Here is a 15,811-nt window from a genome sequence, read left to right as displayed (position 1 = left end):
CTTTAACTTTCGAACGCAGCCTTCTGTGCTGATTCAAGTTATCGAACAAATTCATCTGTCAGATTCTCGTTCCTCCTCCTTTCCCTCTCCTAAATCTCAGTTCTGTAAGGGTTTTCCTTCAATCCGCGCCTTGACGGTGCGGTGGCCGCATTCCTATAGTGTGCGCAAGTGGCGGAAAGTGGCATGAAGTGGGTTTTTTGAACGTAAAACGCTAAAATTTGGAGAAACGCTGACGTGTTTCGCGGAGCTAACGCTATCAGTCTCGATGCAAAGGGCCGTCTCGCCATGCCGAGCCGGTACCGTGACGAGCTCGTTTCGCGTAGTTCCGGTCAGTTAATCGTCACCATTGATGCCGTTGATCCATGTTTGTGTGTTTACCCACTCGATGAGTGGGAAATAATTGAAACCAAACTGCGCGCATTGCCTTCGCTTCGCGAAGAGAACCGCCGCCTGCAACGTTTACTGATTGGTAATGCCGTCGATCTTGAGCTCGATGGCAGTGGTCGTTTTCTGGTTCCACCGCGTCTTCGTGAATATGCCAGGTTGGATAAGCGCGCGATGCTGGTAGGCCAACTGAACAAGTTCCAATTGTGGGACGAGGATGCCTGGGATGCGGTTTCTGCCGCTGACCTGGCTGCTATTCAACAACCGGGCGCCATGCCTGATGAACTGCGTGATTTGATCCTGTGACTATTGATAGCGGCTTTAACCACATCACCGTACTGCTTGACGAAGCCGTCGAGGCTCTCGCCGTACGTCCTGATGGCTGCTATCTGGATGGCACGTTCGGGCGCGGCGGGCACAGTCGGCTGATCTTGAGTCAGCTGGGGCCTGATGGTCGGTTGCTGGGATTTGATAAAGATCCTCAAGCGATTGCCACCGGGCAGACGCTAGCGGCCGAAGACGGCCGCTTTGTCGTTGTGCAGCGTAGCTTTGCCGAGCTCGGTTCGGAAGTGGCTGATCGCGGTCTGGCCGGCAAGGTCAGCGGCGTTTTGCTCGACCTCGGCGTGTCTTCGCCGCAACTCGACGACCCTGAACGCGGTTTCAGCTTCCTCAATGACGGCCCGCTGGACATGCGCATGGACCCCTCCCGCGGGATCAGCGCTGCCGAATTCGTCAACACCGCGCCGGTGGAAGAAATTGCTCGTGTGTTCAAAGAGTATGGCGAAGAGCGTTTCTCCGGCCGCATGGCTCGTGCCGTGGCCGAGCGTCGTGACATCAAGCCGTTCGAGCGCACCGCTGACCTGGCCGAAGTCCTGAAAGTTGCCAACCCTGCGTGGGAAAAAGGCAAGAACCCGGCGACCCGTGCTTTCCAGGGCCTGCGCATTCACGTCAACAACGAATTGGGCGATCTGGAAGCCGGCCTCGAAGCCGCACTGGAATGCCTGGAAGTCGGCGGCCGCCTGGTCGTTATCAGCTTCCATTCGCTGGAAGACCGCATCGTCAAACTGTTCATGCGCAAACTGGTGAAAGGCGAAGCCGACAACCTGCCGCGCAACCTGCCGGTTCGCCACGTTGCATTCGAACCGAAAATCAAAGTCCATGGCAAAGCGCAGACGGCCTCCGACGCCGAACTCAAGGCCAACCCACGCTCCCGTAGCGCCGTCATGCGCGTCGCGGAGAAGCTGCGGTGAGCAAGCTGTTCGCCAAGCCACTGCCCGGCGGAAGCTTTTTCATGCTGCTGCTGTTTGTTGGCGTGCTCGTTTCAGCGATCGGCGTGTCGTACAGCGCCCACTGGAACCGTCAGCTGTTGAACTCGCTGTACAACGAGTTGAGCGTGCGCGACAAGGCACAGGCAGAGTGGGGCCGCTTGATTCTCGAGCAAAGCACCTGGACCGCCCACAGCCGTATCGAAGTGCTGGCGAGCGAACAACTGAAGATGCACATTCCTGGCGCGGCTGACGTGAAGATGGTGGCGCCATGATGAAACTCGAAGGCGCAATGTTCCCATGGCGTTTCCGCGTGGTGCTGGGGTTGCTTGGCATCATGGTCGCGGCGATTTCCTGGCGCATCATCGATTTGCAAGTCGTCGACCGTGCCTTCCTCAAGGGGCAGGGGGATGCACGCAGCGTTCGTCATATTCCGATTCCGGCCCACCGTGGCCTGATCACGGACCGTAACGGCGAGCCTCTGGCCGTGAGTACGCCGGTCACTACCTTGTGGGCCAACGCCAAGGAAATGCAGCTGGCCAAAGAGAAGTGGCCTGCACTGGCGGCCGCGCTGGGTCAGGACCCGAAAGCGCTGGCTGAGCGTCTCGAAGCCCAGGCCAATAAAGAATTCATCTATCTGGTGCGCGGGCTGACCCCCGAGCAGGGTCAGTCGGTGCTCGACCTGAAAGTACCGGGCGTCTATGGCATCGAAGAATTCCGGCGTTTCTACCCGGCCGGTGAAGTCACCGCGCACATGGTTGGATTTACCGACATCGATGACCACGGTCGTGAAGGTGTCGAGCTGGCCTATGACGAATGGCTCGCCGGGGTTGCCGGTAAGCGTCAGGTCATCAAGGACCGGCGTGGACGACTGATCAAGGATGTCCAGGTCACCAAAAACGCCAAGGCCGGCAAGCCCTTGGCGTTGTCCATTGATCTGCGTCTGCAATACCTGGCCAACCGTGAACTGCGCAACGCGATCATCGAGAACGGTGCCAAGGCCGGCAGCCTGGTGATCATGGACGTGAAGACCGGCGAGATCCTCGCCATGGTCAACCAGCCGACCTACAACCCGAACAACCGTCGCAATCTGCAGCCAGCGATGATGCGTAACCGCGCGATGATCGACGTGTTCGAGCCTGGTTCGACCATGAAAGCGATCTCGATGAGCGCCGCGATCGAAACCGGCCGCTGGAAACCAAGCGACACCGTCGAGGTGTATCCGGGCTCCCTGCAGATCGGCAAGTACACCATCAAGGACGTATCGAAGACCGAAGGCCCGGTACTCGACTTGACCGGCATCCTGATCAATTCCAGTAACGTCGGCATGAGTAAGGTCGCGTTCGATATCGGCGGCGAAACCATTTTCCGTCTCGCGCAAAAAGTCGGTCTCGGCCAGGACACCGGCCTCGGCTTCCCGGGCGAGCGCGTCGGCAACCTGCCGAACTACCGCGAGTGGCGCAAGGCTGAAACCGCAACGCTGTCCTACGGCTACGGTATTTCCGTGACGGCGATTCAGCTGGTTCACGCCTTTTCGGCGTTGGCCAACAACGGTCGCCTCGCGCCTTTGACCCTGATCAAAACCGACAAGGCGCCGCAGACCACGCAAGTGCTGCCAGAGGCTGTGGCAAAAACGATGCAGGGCATGTTGACCCAAGTGATCGAAGCACCGCGCGGCGTATTCCGTGCGCAGGTGCCGGCCTATCACGTGGCTGGCAAGTCGGGTACTGCGCGTAAGACGTCGGTGGGCACCAAAGGCTACGCCGAGAACTCTTACCGTTCGCTGTTCGCCGGCTTCGGCCCGATGAGCGATCCGCGTTATGCAATCGTCGTGGTGATCGATGAACCGACCAAGGCCGGTTATTTCGGCGGTCTGGTGTCGGCGCCGGTGTTCAGCAAAGTGATGTCCGGGACACTGCGCCTGATGAACATCACGCCGGACAACCTGCCGCCGACACAAACCGCGAACGCCACCCCCGTTGTTCCGCTGAAAGCCAATGGAGGGCGCGGCTGATGTCTCTGAGTCTCAACAAGATTTTCGCCCACGCCGGCCGCGATCTATTGATCCGCGAATTGGCGCTCGACAGCCGCAACGTGCGCGCTGGCGACTTGTTTCTCGCTGTTCCTGGCGGGCGTTTCGACGGTCGTGCGCACATCGCCGACGCGCTGCAACGCGGCGCTGCCGCCGTGGCGTATGAAGTCGAAGGCGCGACCGTATTGCCAATCACCGACGTGCCGCTGATTCCGGTCAAAGGCCTGGCGGCGCAGCTGTCGGACATCGCCGGGCGTTTCTATGGCGACCCGAGCCGTCACTTGAATCTGGTGGGCGTGACCGGTACCAATGGTAAAACCAGCGTGACTCAATTGGTTGCCCAGGCGCTCGATCTGCTCGGTCAACACTGCGGCATCGTCGGCACGTTGGGCTCCGGTTTCTACGGGGCGCTGGAAAGCGGCCTGCACACCACACCGAATCCAATCGCCGTACAAGCAACCCTGGCCGACCTGAAAAAGGCCGGCGCCAAAGCGGTTGCCATGGAAGTCTCGTCCCACGGTCTGGATCAGGGCCGTGTGAGCGCGCTGGCCTTCGATGTGGCAGTGATGACCAACCTGTCCCGCGATCACCTCGATTATCACGGCACCATGCAGGCCTACGGCGAAGCCAAGGCCAAGTTGTTTGCGTGGAACGATCTGAAGTGCCGGGTGGTTAACCTCGACGACGCATTCGGACGGCAACTGGCCGCCGAAAAGCGTGAGTCGCGTTTGATCACCTACAGCCTGGAAGACAGCAGCGCCTACCTGTATTGCCGCGAAGCGCAATTCGACGACGAAGGCGTGCGCGCCACATTGGTCACGCCGCAGGGCGAGCACCATTTGCGCAGCACCTTGCTCGGTCGCTTCAACCTGAGCAACGTCCTGGCCGCAGTCGGCGCGTTGCTCGGTCTGGACTATGCGCTGGACGAAATTCTCAACGTTCTGCCGAAGCTTGAAGGCCCGGCCGGTCGCATGCAGCGCCTCGGTGGCGGTACTCAGCCGCTGGTGGTGGTCGATTACGCCCACACCCCGGACGCGCTGGAAAAAGTCCTGATGGCCCTGCGTCCGCACGCCAAGGGTCGCCTGCTGTGCCTGTTCGGCTGCGGCGGTGATCGTGATCGCGGCAAGCGTCCGCTGATGGCCGAAGTGGTCGAGCGCCTGGCCGACGGCGTACTGGTCACCGATGACAACCCACGTACCGAAGACCCGTCAGTGATATTCGATGACATCCGCGCCGGCTTCAAGGCTGTGGATAAAGTGACGTTCGTGGCTGGCCGTGGCCAGGCGATTGCCCAGTTGATCGCTGGCGCTTCAGTGGATGACGTGATTGTCCTGGCCGGTAAAGGTCACGAGGACTATCAGGAAATCAACGGTGAGCGTCACGACTTCTCCGATCTGGTCGAGGCCGATCACGCCCTGACCGCGTGGGAGGTGGCGCATGCTTAAAGCCTTGAAACTCAGTGAATTGACCGGCGCGCTGAACGCTCGTCTGATCGCAGCCGATGCCACGTTCGACGGCGTCAGCATCGACAGTCGCGCGATCAAGCCTGGCCAATTGTTTATTGCCCTGACTGGCCCGCGTTTTGACGGTCATGACTATTTGAACGATGTCGCCGCCAAGGGCGCTGTCGGTGCATTGGTCGAAGGCGAAGTTGCCAACAGTGCGTTGCCGCAATTGCTGGTCAAGGACACCCGTCAGGCATTGGGTCAACTGGGCGCGCTGAACCGTTTGGCGTTCACCAACCCGGTTGCGGCCGTCACCGGCTCAAGTGGCAAGACCACCGTCAAGGAAATGCTCGCCAGCATCCTGCGCACGCGCGGTCCGGTACTGGCCACCCGTGGCAACCTGAACAATGACCTCGGCGTGCCGCTGACCTTGCTTGAATTGGCGCCGGAACACACCGCTGCCGTAATCGAACTCGGTGCTTCGCGTCTTGGTGAAATTGCCTACACCGTAGGCATGACCAAGCCTCACGTGGCCATCCTCAACAATGCCGGGACTGCTCACGTTGGCGAGTTCGGCGGGCCGGAAAAAATCGTTGAAGCCAAAGGCGAAATTATTGAAGGGCTAGAGGCCGATGGCATCGCCGTTCTTAATCTCGACGACAAGGCTTTTGAAATCTGGAAGACCCGCGCTGCCGGTCGCAAAGTGCTGACATTTGCCCTGAGCAACCTCAGTGCCGACTTCTACGCCAGCGACCTGGACCGCGATGCTCGCGGTTGCCCGGCGTTCAACCTGCACACACCTGAAGGGGTGGAGCGCGTTCAACTGAACCTGCTCGGCACCCATAACGTTGCCAACGCCATGGCCGCCGCCGCCGCTGCTCATGCCTTGGGCGTGTCGTTGTCGGGCATCGCCGCCGGCCTGGGCGCCGTGCAACCGGTCAAGGGGCGCACCGTTGCGCAACTGGCCACCAACGGCATGCGCGTAATTGACGACACGTACAACGCAAACCCGACCTCCATGTGCGCCGCCGTTGATATACTCGCCGGCTTTTCCGGTCGCACCGTCCTGGTGCTCGGGGATATCGGCGAGTTGGGCGATTGGGCGGAGCAGGGGCACCGTGATGTGGGCGAATACGCCCGCGGCAAGGTGTCCGCGCTGTATGCCGTCGGCCCCAACATGGTTCACGCCGTAAACGCTTTCGGTCCACAGGCCTTTCACTTCAGCACTCAGGCTGAGCTGATCAAGGCCCTGGGCGCCGAGCAAGACACCAACACCACCATTTTGATCAAGGGCTCGCGCAGCGCTGCGATGGAAAACATCGTCGCCGCATTGTGCGGGTCCAGTCTGGAGAAACATTAATGCTGCTGCTGCTAGCGGAGTATCTGCAACAGTTCTACAAAGGCTTCGCGGTCTTTCAGTACCTGACCCTGCGCGGGATTCTCGGTGTGCTGACCGCGCTGGTTTTGTCGCTGTGCTATGGCCCATGGATGATCCGCACGTTGCAGAACCGTCAGATCGGTCAATCCGTTCGCAATGATGGCCCGCAGTCGCACCTGTCCAAGTCGGGTACACCGACCATGGGCGGCGCGCTGATTCTGTCGTCCATCGGTGTCAGCACCTTGCTTTGGGCCGACCTGAGCAACCGTTATGTCTGGACGGTGCTGCTGGTGACGTTGCTGTTCGGCGCGATCGGCTGGGTCGACGACTACCGCAAAGTGATCGAGAAGAACTCCCGTGGCTTGCCGAGCCGCTGGAAGTACTTCTGGCAGTCGGTGTTTGGCCTGGGCGCAGCCATCTTCCTTTATATGACCGCTGCTACACCGGTGGAAACCACCCTGATCCTGCCGATGCTCAAGGATTACAGCATTCCGTTGGGTGCAGGCTTCATCGTCCTGACCTACTTCGTGATTGTCGGTTCGAGCAACGCGGTCAACCTGACCGACGGTCTCGACGGCCTGGCAATCATGCCGACCGTGATGGTTGGTGGTGGTCTGGGGATCTTCTGCTACCTCTCGGGTAACGTGAAATTCGCTGAATACCTGCTGATCCCTTATGTACCGGGCGCGGGCGAATTGATTGTGTTCTGCGGCGCCCTGATCGGTGCGGGCCTCGGCTTCCTGTGGTTCAACACCTACCCGGCACAGGTTTTCATGGGTGACGTCGGCGCGCTGGCGCTGGGCGCGGCCCTGGGCACCATCGCGGTGATCGTCCGTCAGGAAATCGTCCTGTTCATCATGGGCGGTGTGTTCGTCATGGAAACCCTGTCCGTCGTCATCCAGGTTGCGTCTTTCAAGTTGACCGGTCGCCGTGTGTTCCGCATGGCACCGATCCATCACCACTTTGAACTCAAGGGCTGGCCTGAGCCGCGCGTGATCGTCCGTTTCTGGATCATCACCGTGATTCTCGTGCTGGTTGGCCTTGCCACCCTGAAGCTGAGGTAGAAACTCGTGTCTCTGATCGCTTCTGACCACTTCCGCATCGTTGTCGGCCTCGGCAAGAGCGGCATGTCCCTGGTTCGCTTCCTGGCGAACCGGGGCACGTCGTTTGCTGTCGCCGATACGCGGGAAAATCCACCGGAACTGGCCACGCTCAAGCGTGACTATCCGCACGTGGAAGTGCGTTGTGGCGAGCTGGACGTCGAGTTCCTCTGCCGTGCCGACGAGCTCTACGTGAGCCCCGGCCTGGCGCTGGCGACCCCGGCCCTGCAAGCCGCCGCCGCCCGAGGTGTGAAATTGTCCGGCGACATCGAGCTGTTCGCGCGTAACGCGAAGGCGCCGATCGTGGCCATCAGCGGTTCCAACGCCAAAAGCACCGTCACCACGCTGGTCGGGGAGATGGCGGCTGCGGCGGGCAAGCGTGTTGCCGTCGGCGGCAATCTTGGTACGCCGGCACTGGACCTGCTCAGCGATGACATCGAGCTGTACGTGATGGAACTGTCGAGCTTCCAGCTCGAAACCACCGATCAGCTCAACGCCGAAGTGGCGACCGTGCTCAACGTCAGCGAAGACCACATGGACCGTTACAGCGGTCTGCCGGCCTATCACCTGGCCAAGCACCGGATCTTCCGTGGCGCCAAACAGTTTGTAGTGAACCGTCAGGATGCCCTGAGCCGTCCGTTGATGGGTGAGGGCCAGCCGTGCTGGACTTTCGGTCTGAGCAAGCCTGATTTCAAGGCCTTCGGTATCCGCGAAGAAGACGGCGAGAAATACCTGTCGTTCGAATTCCAGAACCTGATGCCGGTGCGCGAGTTGAAAATTCGTGGCGCCCATAACCAGTCCAACGCCCTGGCGGCATTGGCGCTGGGCCACGCTGTCGGTCTGCCATTCGACGCCATGCTGACGGCCCTGCGCAGCTTTGCCGGCCTCGAACATCGCTGCCAGTGGGTCCGTGACCTGGATGGCGTCGGCTATTACAACGATTCCAAAGCCACCAACGTTGGCGCCGCCCTGGCTGCCATCGAAGGCCTGGGTGCGGACATCGAAGGCAAGATCGTGCTGATCGCCGGTGGCGACGGCAAGGGCGCCGAGTTCAATGACCTGCGTGATCCGGTGGCGGCCAACTGCCGCGCCGTGATCCTGATGGGCCGTGATTCCGACAAGATCGGCGAGGCCATCGGCGATGCCGTGCCGCTGATCCGCGCTGGCTCGCTGATTGAAGCCGTGGAGCAATGCCGCGCTGCTGCCCATCCCGGTGATGTGGTGCTGCTGTCGCCGGCCTGCGCCAGTTTCGACATGTTCAAGAACTACGAAGACCGTGGTCACCAGTTCGTCCAAGCCGTGGAGGAACTGGCATGAGCCTGTTGAACATCATCAAGCCTTACCCGTCGCCAATCATCACCGGGCGCGGTATCGACCTCGATTTCCCGATGCTTGCCGGTTGCCTGGCGTTGATCGGCCTGGGGCTGGTGATGATTGCATCGGCATCGACCGAAGTGGGGGCGGTGCAGTCGGGCAGTGCGCTGTATTACATGATTCGCCACCTTATCTACGTGGTGTTGGGTCTGGGTGCCTGCGTCATCACCATGATGATTCCGATCGCCACCTGGCAACGCCTGGGCTGGCTGATGCTGCTGGGTGCGTTCGGTTTGCTGGTGATGGTGATCGTTCCGGGGATCGGCCGTGAAGTGAACGGTTCGATGCGCTGGATCGGCTTCAGTTTCTTCAACGTTCAGCCTTCCGAAATCGCCAAGGTGTTCGTGGTGATCTACCTCGCCGGCTACCTGGTGCGTCGCCAGAAAGAAGTGCGTGAAAGCTGGATGGGCTTCTTCAAGCCGTTCATCGTGCTGCTGCCCATGGCAGGGCTGTTGCTGATGGAGCCGGACTTCGGTGCCACCGTCGTGATGATGGGGGCGGCGGCGGCCATGCTGTTCCTGGGCGGAGTCGGGCTGTTCCGGTTTTCCTTGATGGTGGTGCTGGCGGTCGCGGCGGTGGTGCTGTTGATTCAAGTGCAGCCCTATCGAATGGCGCGCCTGACCAACTTTGCCGACCCGTGGGCCGACCAGTTCGGTGCTGGCTACCAGTTGTCGCAAGCATTGATCGCGTTTGGTCGCGGTGAGTGGTTTGGCGTTGGCCTGGGCAACAGCGTGCAGAAACAGTTCTACCTGCCGGAAGCTCACACCGACTTCGTGTTCTCGGTACTGGCTGAAGAACTGGGCGCCGTCGGTTCGCTGTGCACCGTGGCCCTGTTCGTCTTTGTTTGTATTCGTGGCATGTACATCGGTTATTGGGCCGAGAAGGCCAAGCAATTCTTCGCCGCCTACATCGCGTATGGCTTGTCGTTCCTGTGGATTGGTCAGTTCCTGATCAACATCGGTGTGAACGTCGGCCTGCTGCCGACCAAAGGCCTGACGCTACCATTCCTCAGCTATGGCGGTAGCTCGCTGGTGATTTGCTGTGCCTGTCTCGGCTTGTTGCTGCGCATCGAGTGGGAGAGTCGAACCCACCTGGGCAGTGAAGAGATGGAGTTCCATGAGAGCGACTTCGCCGAGGAGCCACCCCATGGGCGCTAACGTATTGATCATGGCGGGCGGCACCGGGGGCCACGTGTTCCCTGCGCTGGCGTGCGCTCACGAATTCCAGGCCCGCGGTTACACCGTGCATTGGCTCGGGACACCCCGCGGTATCGAGAACGACCTGGTGCCACTGGCCGGGATCGAACTGCACCGCATCAACGCCAGCGGCTTGCGCGGCAAGGGCAAATTGTCCCTGCTCAAGGCCCCGTTCATGTTGCTCAAATCCGTCTGGCAGGCGCGGGCGATCATTCGCCAGTTGCGGCCAGTGTGCGTGGTCGGCTTCGGTGGTTATGTGACCGGTCCTGGTGGTGTTGCCGCCAAACTGGCCGGCGTGCCGGTGATCGTTCACGAACAGAACGCTGTGGCCGGTACCGCCAATCGGTTGCTGGTGCCGTTGGCCGCCCGGGTCTGTGAAGCGTTCCCCGACACCTTTACCCTGTCGGACAGCCGTCGGACCACCGGTAACCCGGTGCGCACCGAGCTGTTCCTCGAAACGGCACGACCTGCCCTGGCCGGTCGCAAGGCGCGTTTGCTGATCCTGGGTGGAAGCCTGGGCGCAGAACCGTTGAACAAATTGCTGCCTGAAGCCCTGTCGCAAGTCGCCCCCGACCTGCGTCCGGAAGTGTTCCATCAGGCCGGCAAAAACCATGATGAAGTGACTGCAGAGCGCTATCGCGCGGCTGGCGTCGAGGCGCAAGTGCAGCCTTTCATCAAAGACATGGCCCAAGCCTATGGCTGGGCCGACCTGGTGGTGTGTCGCGCAGGTGCGCTGACCATCAGTGAGCTGGCCGCCGCCGGTCTGCCCTCGATGCTGGTGCCATTGCCCCACGCGATCGACGATCACCAGACCCGCAACGCCGATTATTTGGCCCGTGAAGGCGCTGCCTTCCTGATGCCGCAAAGAACGACTGGCGCAGCGGATCTTGCCGCTCGCCTGACAGAGGTCCTGATGCAACCACAACGACTCAACGATATGGCCACGGCCGCACGCCGCCTGGCCAAACCCGATGCCACCCGTAACGTGGTCGATACCTGCCTGGAGGTGGCCCATGGTTGAGAATCAGAAAGCCATGCCGCAACCGGAAATGCGCCGCATCCGTAAAATCCACTTCGTCGGTATCGGCGGTGTGGGCATGTGCGGGATTGCCGAAGTGTTGTTGAACCTGGGCTACGACGTGTCCGGTTCCGACTTGAAAGCCTCGCCGGTCACCGAGCGCCTGGAATCTTTCGGCGCGCAGATCTTCATCGGTCACCGCGCCGAAAACGCTGCCGCTGCCGATGTGCTGGTGGTGTCGAGCGCCGTCAACACCTCCAACCCGGAAGTCGCGACCGCGCTGGAACGCCGTATTCCGGTGGTGCCGCGCGCCGAAATGCTGGCCGAACTGATGCGCTACCGTCACGGCATCGCCGTCGCTGGTACGCACGGCAAAACCACCACCACCAGCCTGATCGCTTCGGTGTTCGCGGCCGGTGGCCTGGACCCGACGTTCGTCATCGGTGGTCGTCTGAATGCCGCGGGCACCAATGCCCAGCTCGGCACCAGCCGCTACCTGATTGCCGAAGCCGACGAAAGCGACGCCAGTTTCCTGCACTTGCAGCCGCTGGTGGCCGTGGTCACCAACATCGACGCCGACCACATGGCGACCTACGACGGTGACTTCAACAAGCTGAAGAAAACCTTCGTCGAGTTCCTCCACAACCTGCCGTTCTACGGTCTGGCCGTGGTGTGCCTGGACGATCCGGTGGTGCGTGAAATCCTCCCGCTGGTCAAACGTCCGACCGTTACCTACGGCTTCGGCGATGACTGCGACGTGCGCGCCATCAATGTGCGTCAGCAAGGCATGCAGACGTTCTTCACGGTTCTGCGCCCTGATTGTGAGCCGCTCGATGTGTCGGTGAACATGCCGGGCAACCACAACGTATTGAACGCGCTGGCCACCATTTGCATCGCCACTGACGAGGGCGTCAGCGATGAAGCCATCGTCCAGGGCCTGTCCGGGTTCCAGGGTGTCGGCCGACGCTTCCAGGTCTACGGCGAACTGCCGGTCGAAGACGGTAGCGTGATGCTGGTCGACGACTACGGTCACCACCCGACCGAAGTCGCCGCTGTGATCAAAGCCGTACGCGGTGGCTGGCCGGAGCGCCGTTTGGTGATGGTTTACCAGCCGCACCGTTACAGCCGCACCCGCGATCTGTACGACGACTTCGTCAATGTGCTGGCCGACGCCAATGTTCTGTTGCTGATGGAAGTTTATCCGGCCGGCGAAGAGCCGATTCCGGGTGCTGACAGCCGCAAGCTGTGCAACAGCATTCGTCAGCGCGGGCAGTTGGACCCGATCTACATCGAGCGCGGTGTCGACCTCGCGCCAGTGGTCAAGCCGCTGCTGCGTGCCGGCGACATCCTGCTGTGCCAGGGCGCCGGTGATATCGGTGGTCTCGCACCAAAACTGTTGAACAGTCCGTTGTTCGCTGGCGCTGTTGCTGCGCCAAGCGTGGGGAAGTTGAAATGACTGCTGCTTACGCCAACCTCGTCTCCACCGTCGCGCCGAAAGATTTCGGCCGTGTCGCCGTGCTGTTCGGTGGCAAGAGTGCCGAGCGGGAAGTCTCGCTGAAGTCAGGTAACGCGGTACTCGCCGCACTGCAAAGTGCCGGTGTGGATGCGTTTGGCCTCGACGTCGGCGATGACCTGCTGCAGCGTTTGCTCAACGAAAAGATCGACCGCGCCTTCGTCATCCTCCACGGTCGTGGCGGTGAAGACGGCAGCATGCAGGGCCTGCTCGAATGCCTGGGCATTCCCTACACCGGTAGCGGCATTCTTGCTTCGGCGCTGGCCATGGACAAACTGCGCACCAAGCAGGTTTGGCACAGCCTGGGTATTCCAACACCGCGTCATGCCGTCCTGAGCAGCGAAGCCGATTGTATTTCGGCAGCGACGGAACTGGGCTTCCCTTTGATCGTCAAACCGGCCCATGAAGGTTCAAGTATCGGTATGGCCAAAGTGAGTTCCGCGTCCGAATTGATCGACGCCTGGAAAGCGGCCAGTACCTACGATTCGCAAGTGTTGGTCGAGCAATGGATCCACGGTCCGGAGTTCACCATCGCCACCCTGCGTGACCAGGTGTTGCCTCCGATTGCCCTGGGCACGACGCACAGCTTCTACGACTACGACGCCAAGTACATCGCCAACGATACCCAGTACCGCATTCCGTGCGGGCTGGACAGCGCCAAGGAAAAAGAACTCATGGACCTCACGGCGAAAGCCTGCGAGGCGCTGGGTATCGCCGGTTGGGGCAGGGCAGACGTGATGCAGGATGCCGACGGGCAGTTCTGGTTCCTGGAAGTGAACACGGCGCCGGGCATGACCGATCACAGTCTGGTGCCGATGGCGGCCCGTGCCGCCGGTCTGGATTTCCAGCAACTGGTTCTGGCCATCCTGGCAGCCAGTTTCGAGGTAAGAGGTTAAGACCATGCAAGGCGCGCAGCTAAGACATCAGCCCCCTCCAGCACCCGGCCGCAAGCCGGTGCCTCGGGGTGCCAGCCGAATGGTGGCCAAAGAGCCGATGTCTATGCGCCTGCCGAAAGCCAATTTTGGTTTTCTCAAGGCCTTGTTCTGGCCGGTGCTGTTGGTTGCACTGGGGTTTGGCACTTACGAAGGCGCGCAGCGTTTGCTGCCGTACGCCGACCGGCCGATCACCAAGATCAACGTGCAAGGTGATTTGAGCTACATCAGCCAGCAAGCCGTGCAGCAGCGGATCGCCCCGTACGTGGCGTCGAGCTTCTTCACGATCGACCTGGAGAGCATGCGTACCGAGCTTGAAACCATGCCATGGATTGCCCACGCCGAAGTGCGCAGGGTGTGGCCGGATCAAGTGGTGATCCGCCTCGAAGAACAACTGCCGGTGGCCCGCTGGGGTGATGAATCGCTGTTGAACAACCAGGGACAGGCGTTCACGCCGCGCGAGCTGGCGAACTACGAACATTTGCCACAGCTGTTCGGCCCACAACGGGCTCAACAGCAGGTCATGCAGCAATACCAGGTGTTGAGCCAGTTGCTCAGGCCGCTGGGCTTCTCGATTGCACGCCTGGAATTGCGTGAACGAGGCAGCTGGTTCCTGACCACCGGCGCCGGCAGTGCCGGTCCCGGGATCGAACTGCTGCTGGGGCGCGGCAACCTGGTGGAAAAGATGCGCCGTTTTATCGCCATCTACGACAAGACGCTTAAAGAACAGATTACGAACATTGCGCGCATCGATCTGCGCTACGCCAACGGCCTCGCTGTTGGCTGGCGGGAACCTGTAGCGCCCACGACAGCCCAACCCGCTGTCGCGAAGAATTAAGAAGAGGCAGGACCCATGGCAAACGTGCAAAGCGGCAAAATGATCGTCGGTCTCGATATCGGCACCTCCAAGGTGGTGGCGCTGGTGGGCGAGGTTGCGGACGACGGCTCGCTCGTAATCGTCGGGATCGGTACGCATCCGTCCCGTGGCCTGAAGAAAGGCGTGGTGGTGAACATCGAGTCCACCGTGCAGTCGATCCAGCGGGCTATCGAAGAAGCGCAGCTGATGGCCGGTTGCCGCATTCACTCGGCATTTGTCGGCGTGGCCGGCAATCATATCCGCAGCCTGAACTCCCACGGCATCGTCGCCATTCGCGATCGCGAAGTCAGTTCGGCCGACCTTGAGCGCGTCCTCGACGCAGCCCAGGCCGTGGCGATCCCGGCTGACCAGCGCGTGCTGCACACCCTGCCGCAGGATTACGTGATCGATAACCAGGAAGGCGTTCGTGAGCCACTGGGCATGTCCGGCGTACGTCTGGAAGCCAAGGTCCACGTGGTCACCTGCGCCGTCAACGCTGCACAGAACATTGAAAAATGCGTGCGCCGCTGCGGCCTGGAAATCGACGACATCATTCTCGAACAACTGGCTTCTGCGTATTCGGTCCTGACCGATGACGAGAAAGAGCTGGGCGTGTGCCTGGTCGACATCGGCGGCGGTACCACCGACATCGCCATCTTCACCGAAGGCGCGATCCGTCACACCGCCGTGATCCCGATTGCGGGCGATCAGGTGACCAACGACATCGCCATGGCGTTGCGCACCCCGACCCAGTACGCCGAAGAAATCAAGATTCGCTACGCCTGCGCCCTGGCCAAACTGGCCGGTGCCGGTGAAACCATCAAGGTTCCAAGCGTTGGCGACCGTCCACCGCGCGAGCTGTCCCGCCAGGCCCTGGCCGAAGTGGTCGAGCCGCGTTACGACGAGCTGTTCACGCTGATCCAGGCCGAACTGCGCCGCAGCGGCTACGAAGACCTGATCCCGGCCGGCATCGTGCTGACCGGCGGTACGTCGAAGATGGAAGGCGCTACCGAGCTGGCGGAGGAAATCTTCCACATGCCGGTCCGCCTGGGCGTGCCGCATGGCGTGAAGGGCCTGGACGACGTGGTCCGCAACCCGATTTATTCCACTGGCGTTGGCCTGTTGATGTACGGCCTGCAAAAGCAGTCCGACGGGATTTCGTTCTCGGGCATCAGCAGCCGCGACAACTACAGCAATGACGAACCGAAAGCCGCCTTGCTCGATCGCATCAAGAGCTGGGTACAAGGCAATTTCTAAAGATTTACCGCAGCACCGTTGTAGATACAGGCAGTAGGCGAAAAAACTAGAGAATGCAAAG

At 60.9% G+C, this 15,811-nt stretch carries 14 protein-coding genes; all 14 read left to right on the top strand.

Annotation, left to right across the window (positions count from 1 at the left end; all coding sequences use genetic code 11):
• The first annotated feature begins 234 nt into the window (after nucleotides 1-234).
• The 14 genes from mraZ to ftsA are packed head-to-tail and all read left to right on the top strand — an operon-like array spanning nucleotide 235 to nucleotide 15,750.
• Nucleotides 235-690 carry a division/cell wall cluster transcriptional repressor MraZ gene (mraZ, locus tag LOY55_RS25320; RefSeq protein WP_008025967.1) on the top strand — a complete coding sequence of 152 codons (456 nt, stop codon included), beginning with the start codon at nucleotides 235-237 and terminating at the stop codon, nucleotides 688-690.
• The gene (gene rsmH / locus LOY55_RS25315; RefSeq protein ID WP_408980963.1) at nucleotides 687-1,634 is read left to right on the top strand and encodes a 16S rRNA (cytosine(1402)-N(4))-methyltransferase RsmH; all 948 of its coding nucleotides are present in this window, start codon (nucleotides 687-689) and stop codon (nucleotides 1,632-1,634) included. Before mraZ ends, rsmH begins: the two co-directional genes overlap by 4 nt.
• Complete coding sequence (gene ftsL, locus LOY55_RS25310) at nucleotides 1,631-1,924, top strand: cell division protein FtsL (RefSeq protein ID WP_046026702.1); 294 nt, start codon at nucleotides 1,631-1,633, stop codon at nucleotides 1,922-1,924. The genes rsmH and ftsL overlap by 4 nt, the downstream gene beginning before the upstream one ends.
• The gene (locus LOY55_RS25305) at nucleotides 1,924-3,663 is read left to right on the top strand and encodes a penicillin-binding protein 2 (RefSeq protein ID WP_175649036.1); all 1,740 of its coding nucleotides are present in this window, start codon (nucleotides 1,924-1,926) and stop codon (nucleotides 3,661-3,663) included. The genes ftsL and LOY55_RS25305 overlap by 1 nt, the downstream gene beginning before the upstream one ends.
• Complete coding sequence (locus tag LOY55_RS25300; RefSeq protein WP_046026700.1) at nucleotides 3,663-5,126, top strand: UDP-N-acetylmuramoyl-L-alanyl-D-glutamate--2,6-diaminopimelate ligase; 1,464 nt, start codon at nucleotides 3,663-3,665, stop codon at nucleotides 5,124-5,126. Before LOY55_RS25305 ends, LOY55_RS25300 begins: the two co-directional genes overlap by 1 nt.
• On the top strand, nucleotides 5,119-6,486 hold the full coding sequence (gene murF, locus LOY55_RS25295) for a UDP-N-acetylmuramoyl-tripeptide--D-alanyl-D-alanine ligase (protein ID WP_258667069.1): 1,368 nt from the start codon (nucleotides 5,119-5,121) through the stop codon (nucleotides 6,484-6,486). The genes LOY55_RS25300 and murF overlap by 8 nt, the downstream gene beginning before the upstream one ends.
• A complete protein-coding gene (gene mraY, locus LOY55_RS25290; RefSeq protein ID WP_046026697.1) occupies nucleotides 6,486-7,568 on the top strand; it encodes a phospho-N-acetylmuramoyl-pentapeptide-transferase in 1,083 nt (360 codons plus the stop codon). The genes murF and mraY overlap by 1 nt, the downstream gene beginning before the upstream one ends.
• Before the next feature lie 6 nt (nucleotides 7,569-7,574).
• Nucleotides 7,575-8,921: a UDP-N-acetylmuramoyl-L-alanine--D-glutamate ligase gene (gene murD, locus LOY55_RS25285; RefSeq protein WP_077431281.1), complete on the top strand. Its 1,347-nt coding sequence runs from the start codon at nucleotides 7,575-7,577 to the stop codon at nucleotides 8,919-8,921.
• Nucleotides 8,918-10,135: a putative lipid II flippase FtsW gene (ftsW, locus tag LOY55_RS25280; protein ID WP_046026695.1), complete on the top strand. Its 1,218-nt coding sequence runs from the start codon at nucleotides 8,918-8,920 to the stop codon at nucleotides 10,133-10,135. Before murD ends, ftsW begins: the two co-directional genes overlap by 4 nt.
• Nucleotides 10,125-11,195, top strand: a complete 1,071-nt coding sequence (murG, locus tag LOY55_RS25275) for an undecaprenyldiphospho-muramoylpentapeptide beta-N-acetylglucosaminyltransferase (protein ID WP_046026694.1) — start codon at nucleotides 10,125-10,127, stop codon at nucleotides 11,193-11,195. The genes ftsW and murG overlap by 11 nt, the downstream gene beginning before the upstream one ends.
• Nucleotides 11,188-12,648, top strand: a complete 1,461-nt coding sequence (gene murC, locus LOY55_RS25270) for a UDP-N-acetylmuramate--L-alanine ligase (RefSeq protein WP_109787527.1) — start codon at nucleotides 11,188-11,190, stop codon at nucleotides 12,646-12,648. The genes murG and murC overlap by 8 nt, the downstream gene beginning before the upstream one ends.
• Entirely contained in the window at nucleotides 12,645-13,601 is a 957-nt protein-coding gene (locus LOY55_RS25265) for a D-alanine--D-alanine ligase (RefSeq protein WP_046026692.1), read from the top strand. The genes murC and LOY55_RS25265 overlap by 4 nt, the downstream gene beginning before the upstream one ends.
• A gap of 4 nt (nucleotides 13,602-13,605) precedes the next feature.
• Nucleotides 13,606-14,475, top strand: coding sequence for a cell division protein FtsQ/DivIB (locus LOY55_RS25260; protein WP_046026691.1), 870 nt, complete (start codon nucleotides 13,606-13,608; stop codon nucleotides 14,473-14,475).
• 15 nt (nucleotides 14,476-14,490) lie between these two features.
• On the top strand, nucleotides 14,491-15,750 hold the full coding sequence (gene ftsA, locus LOY55_RS25255) for a cell division protein FtsA (RefSeq protein WP_109787529.1): 1,260 nt from the start codon (nucleotides 14,491-14,493) through the stop codon (nucleotides 15,748-15,750).
• The last annotated feature ends 61 nt before the right edge of the window (nucleotides 15,751-15,811 follow it).

Source organism: Pseudomonas sp. B21-040, assembly GCF_024748695.1.
GTDB lineage: Bacteria > Pseudomonadota > Gammaproteobacteria > Pseudomonadales > Pseudomonadaceae > Aquipseudomonas.
This window is presented reverse-complemented; position numbering and strand designations above follow the sequence as displayed.

Excerpts from the sequence above, each read along its gene's own strand:
- LOY55_RS25305 (WP_175649036.1), top strand. The coding sequence starts at position 1,924 with ATGAAACTCGAAGGCGCAATGTTCCCATGGCGTTTCCGCGTGGTGCTG.
- LOY55_RS25300 (WP_046026700.1), top strand. The coding sequence starts at position 3,663 with ATGTCTCTGAGTCTCAACAAGATTTTCGCCCACGCCGGCCGCGATCTA.
- murF (WP_258667069.1), top strand. The coding sequence starts at position 5,119 with ATGCTTAAAGCCTTGAAACTCAGTGAATTGACCGGCGCGCTGAACGCT.
- mraY (WP_046026697.1), top strand. The coding sequence starts at position 6,486 with ATGCTGCTGCTGCTAGCGGAGTATCTGCAACAGTTCTACAAAGGCTTC.
- ftsW (WP_046026695.1), top strand. The coding sequence starts at position 8,918 with ATGAGCCTGTTGAACATCATCAAGCCTTACCCGTCGCCAATCATCACC.
- murG (WP_046026694.1), top strand. The coding sequence starts at position 10,125 with ATGGGCGCTAACGTATTGATCATGGCGGGCGGCACCGGGGGCCACGTG.
- murC (WP_109787527.1), top strand. The coding sequence starts at position 11,188 with ATGGTTGAGAATCAGAAAGCCATGCCGCAACCGGAAATGCGCCGCATC.
- LOY55_RS25265 (WP_046026692.1), top strand. The coding sequence starts at position 12,645 with ATGACTGCTGCTTACGCCAACCTCGTCTCCACCGTCGCGCCGAAAGAT.
- LOY55_RS25260 (WP_046026691.1), top strand. The coding sequence starts at position 13,606 with ATGCAAGGCGCGCAGCTAAGACATCAGCCCCCTCCAGCACCCGGCCGC.
- ftsA (WP_109787529.1), top strand. The coding sequence starts at position 14,491 with ATGGCAAACGTGCAAAGCGGCAAAATGATCGTCGGTCTCGATATCGGC.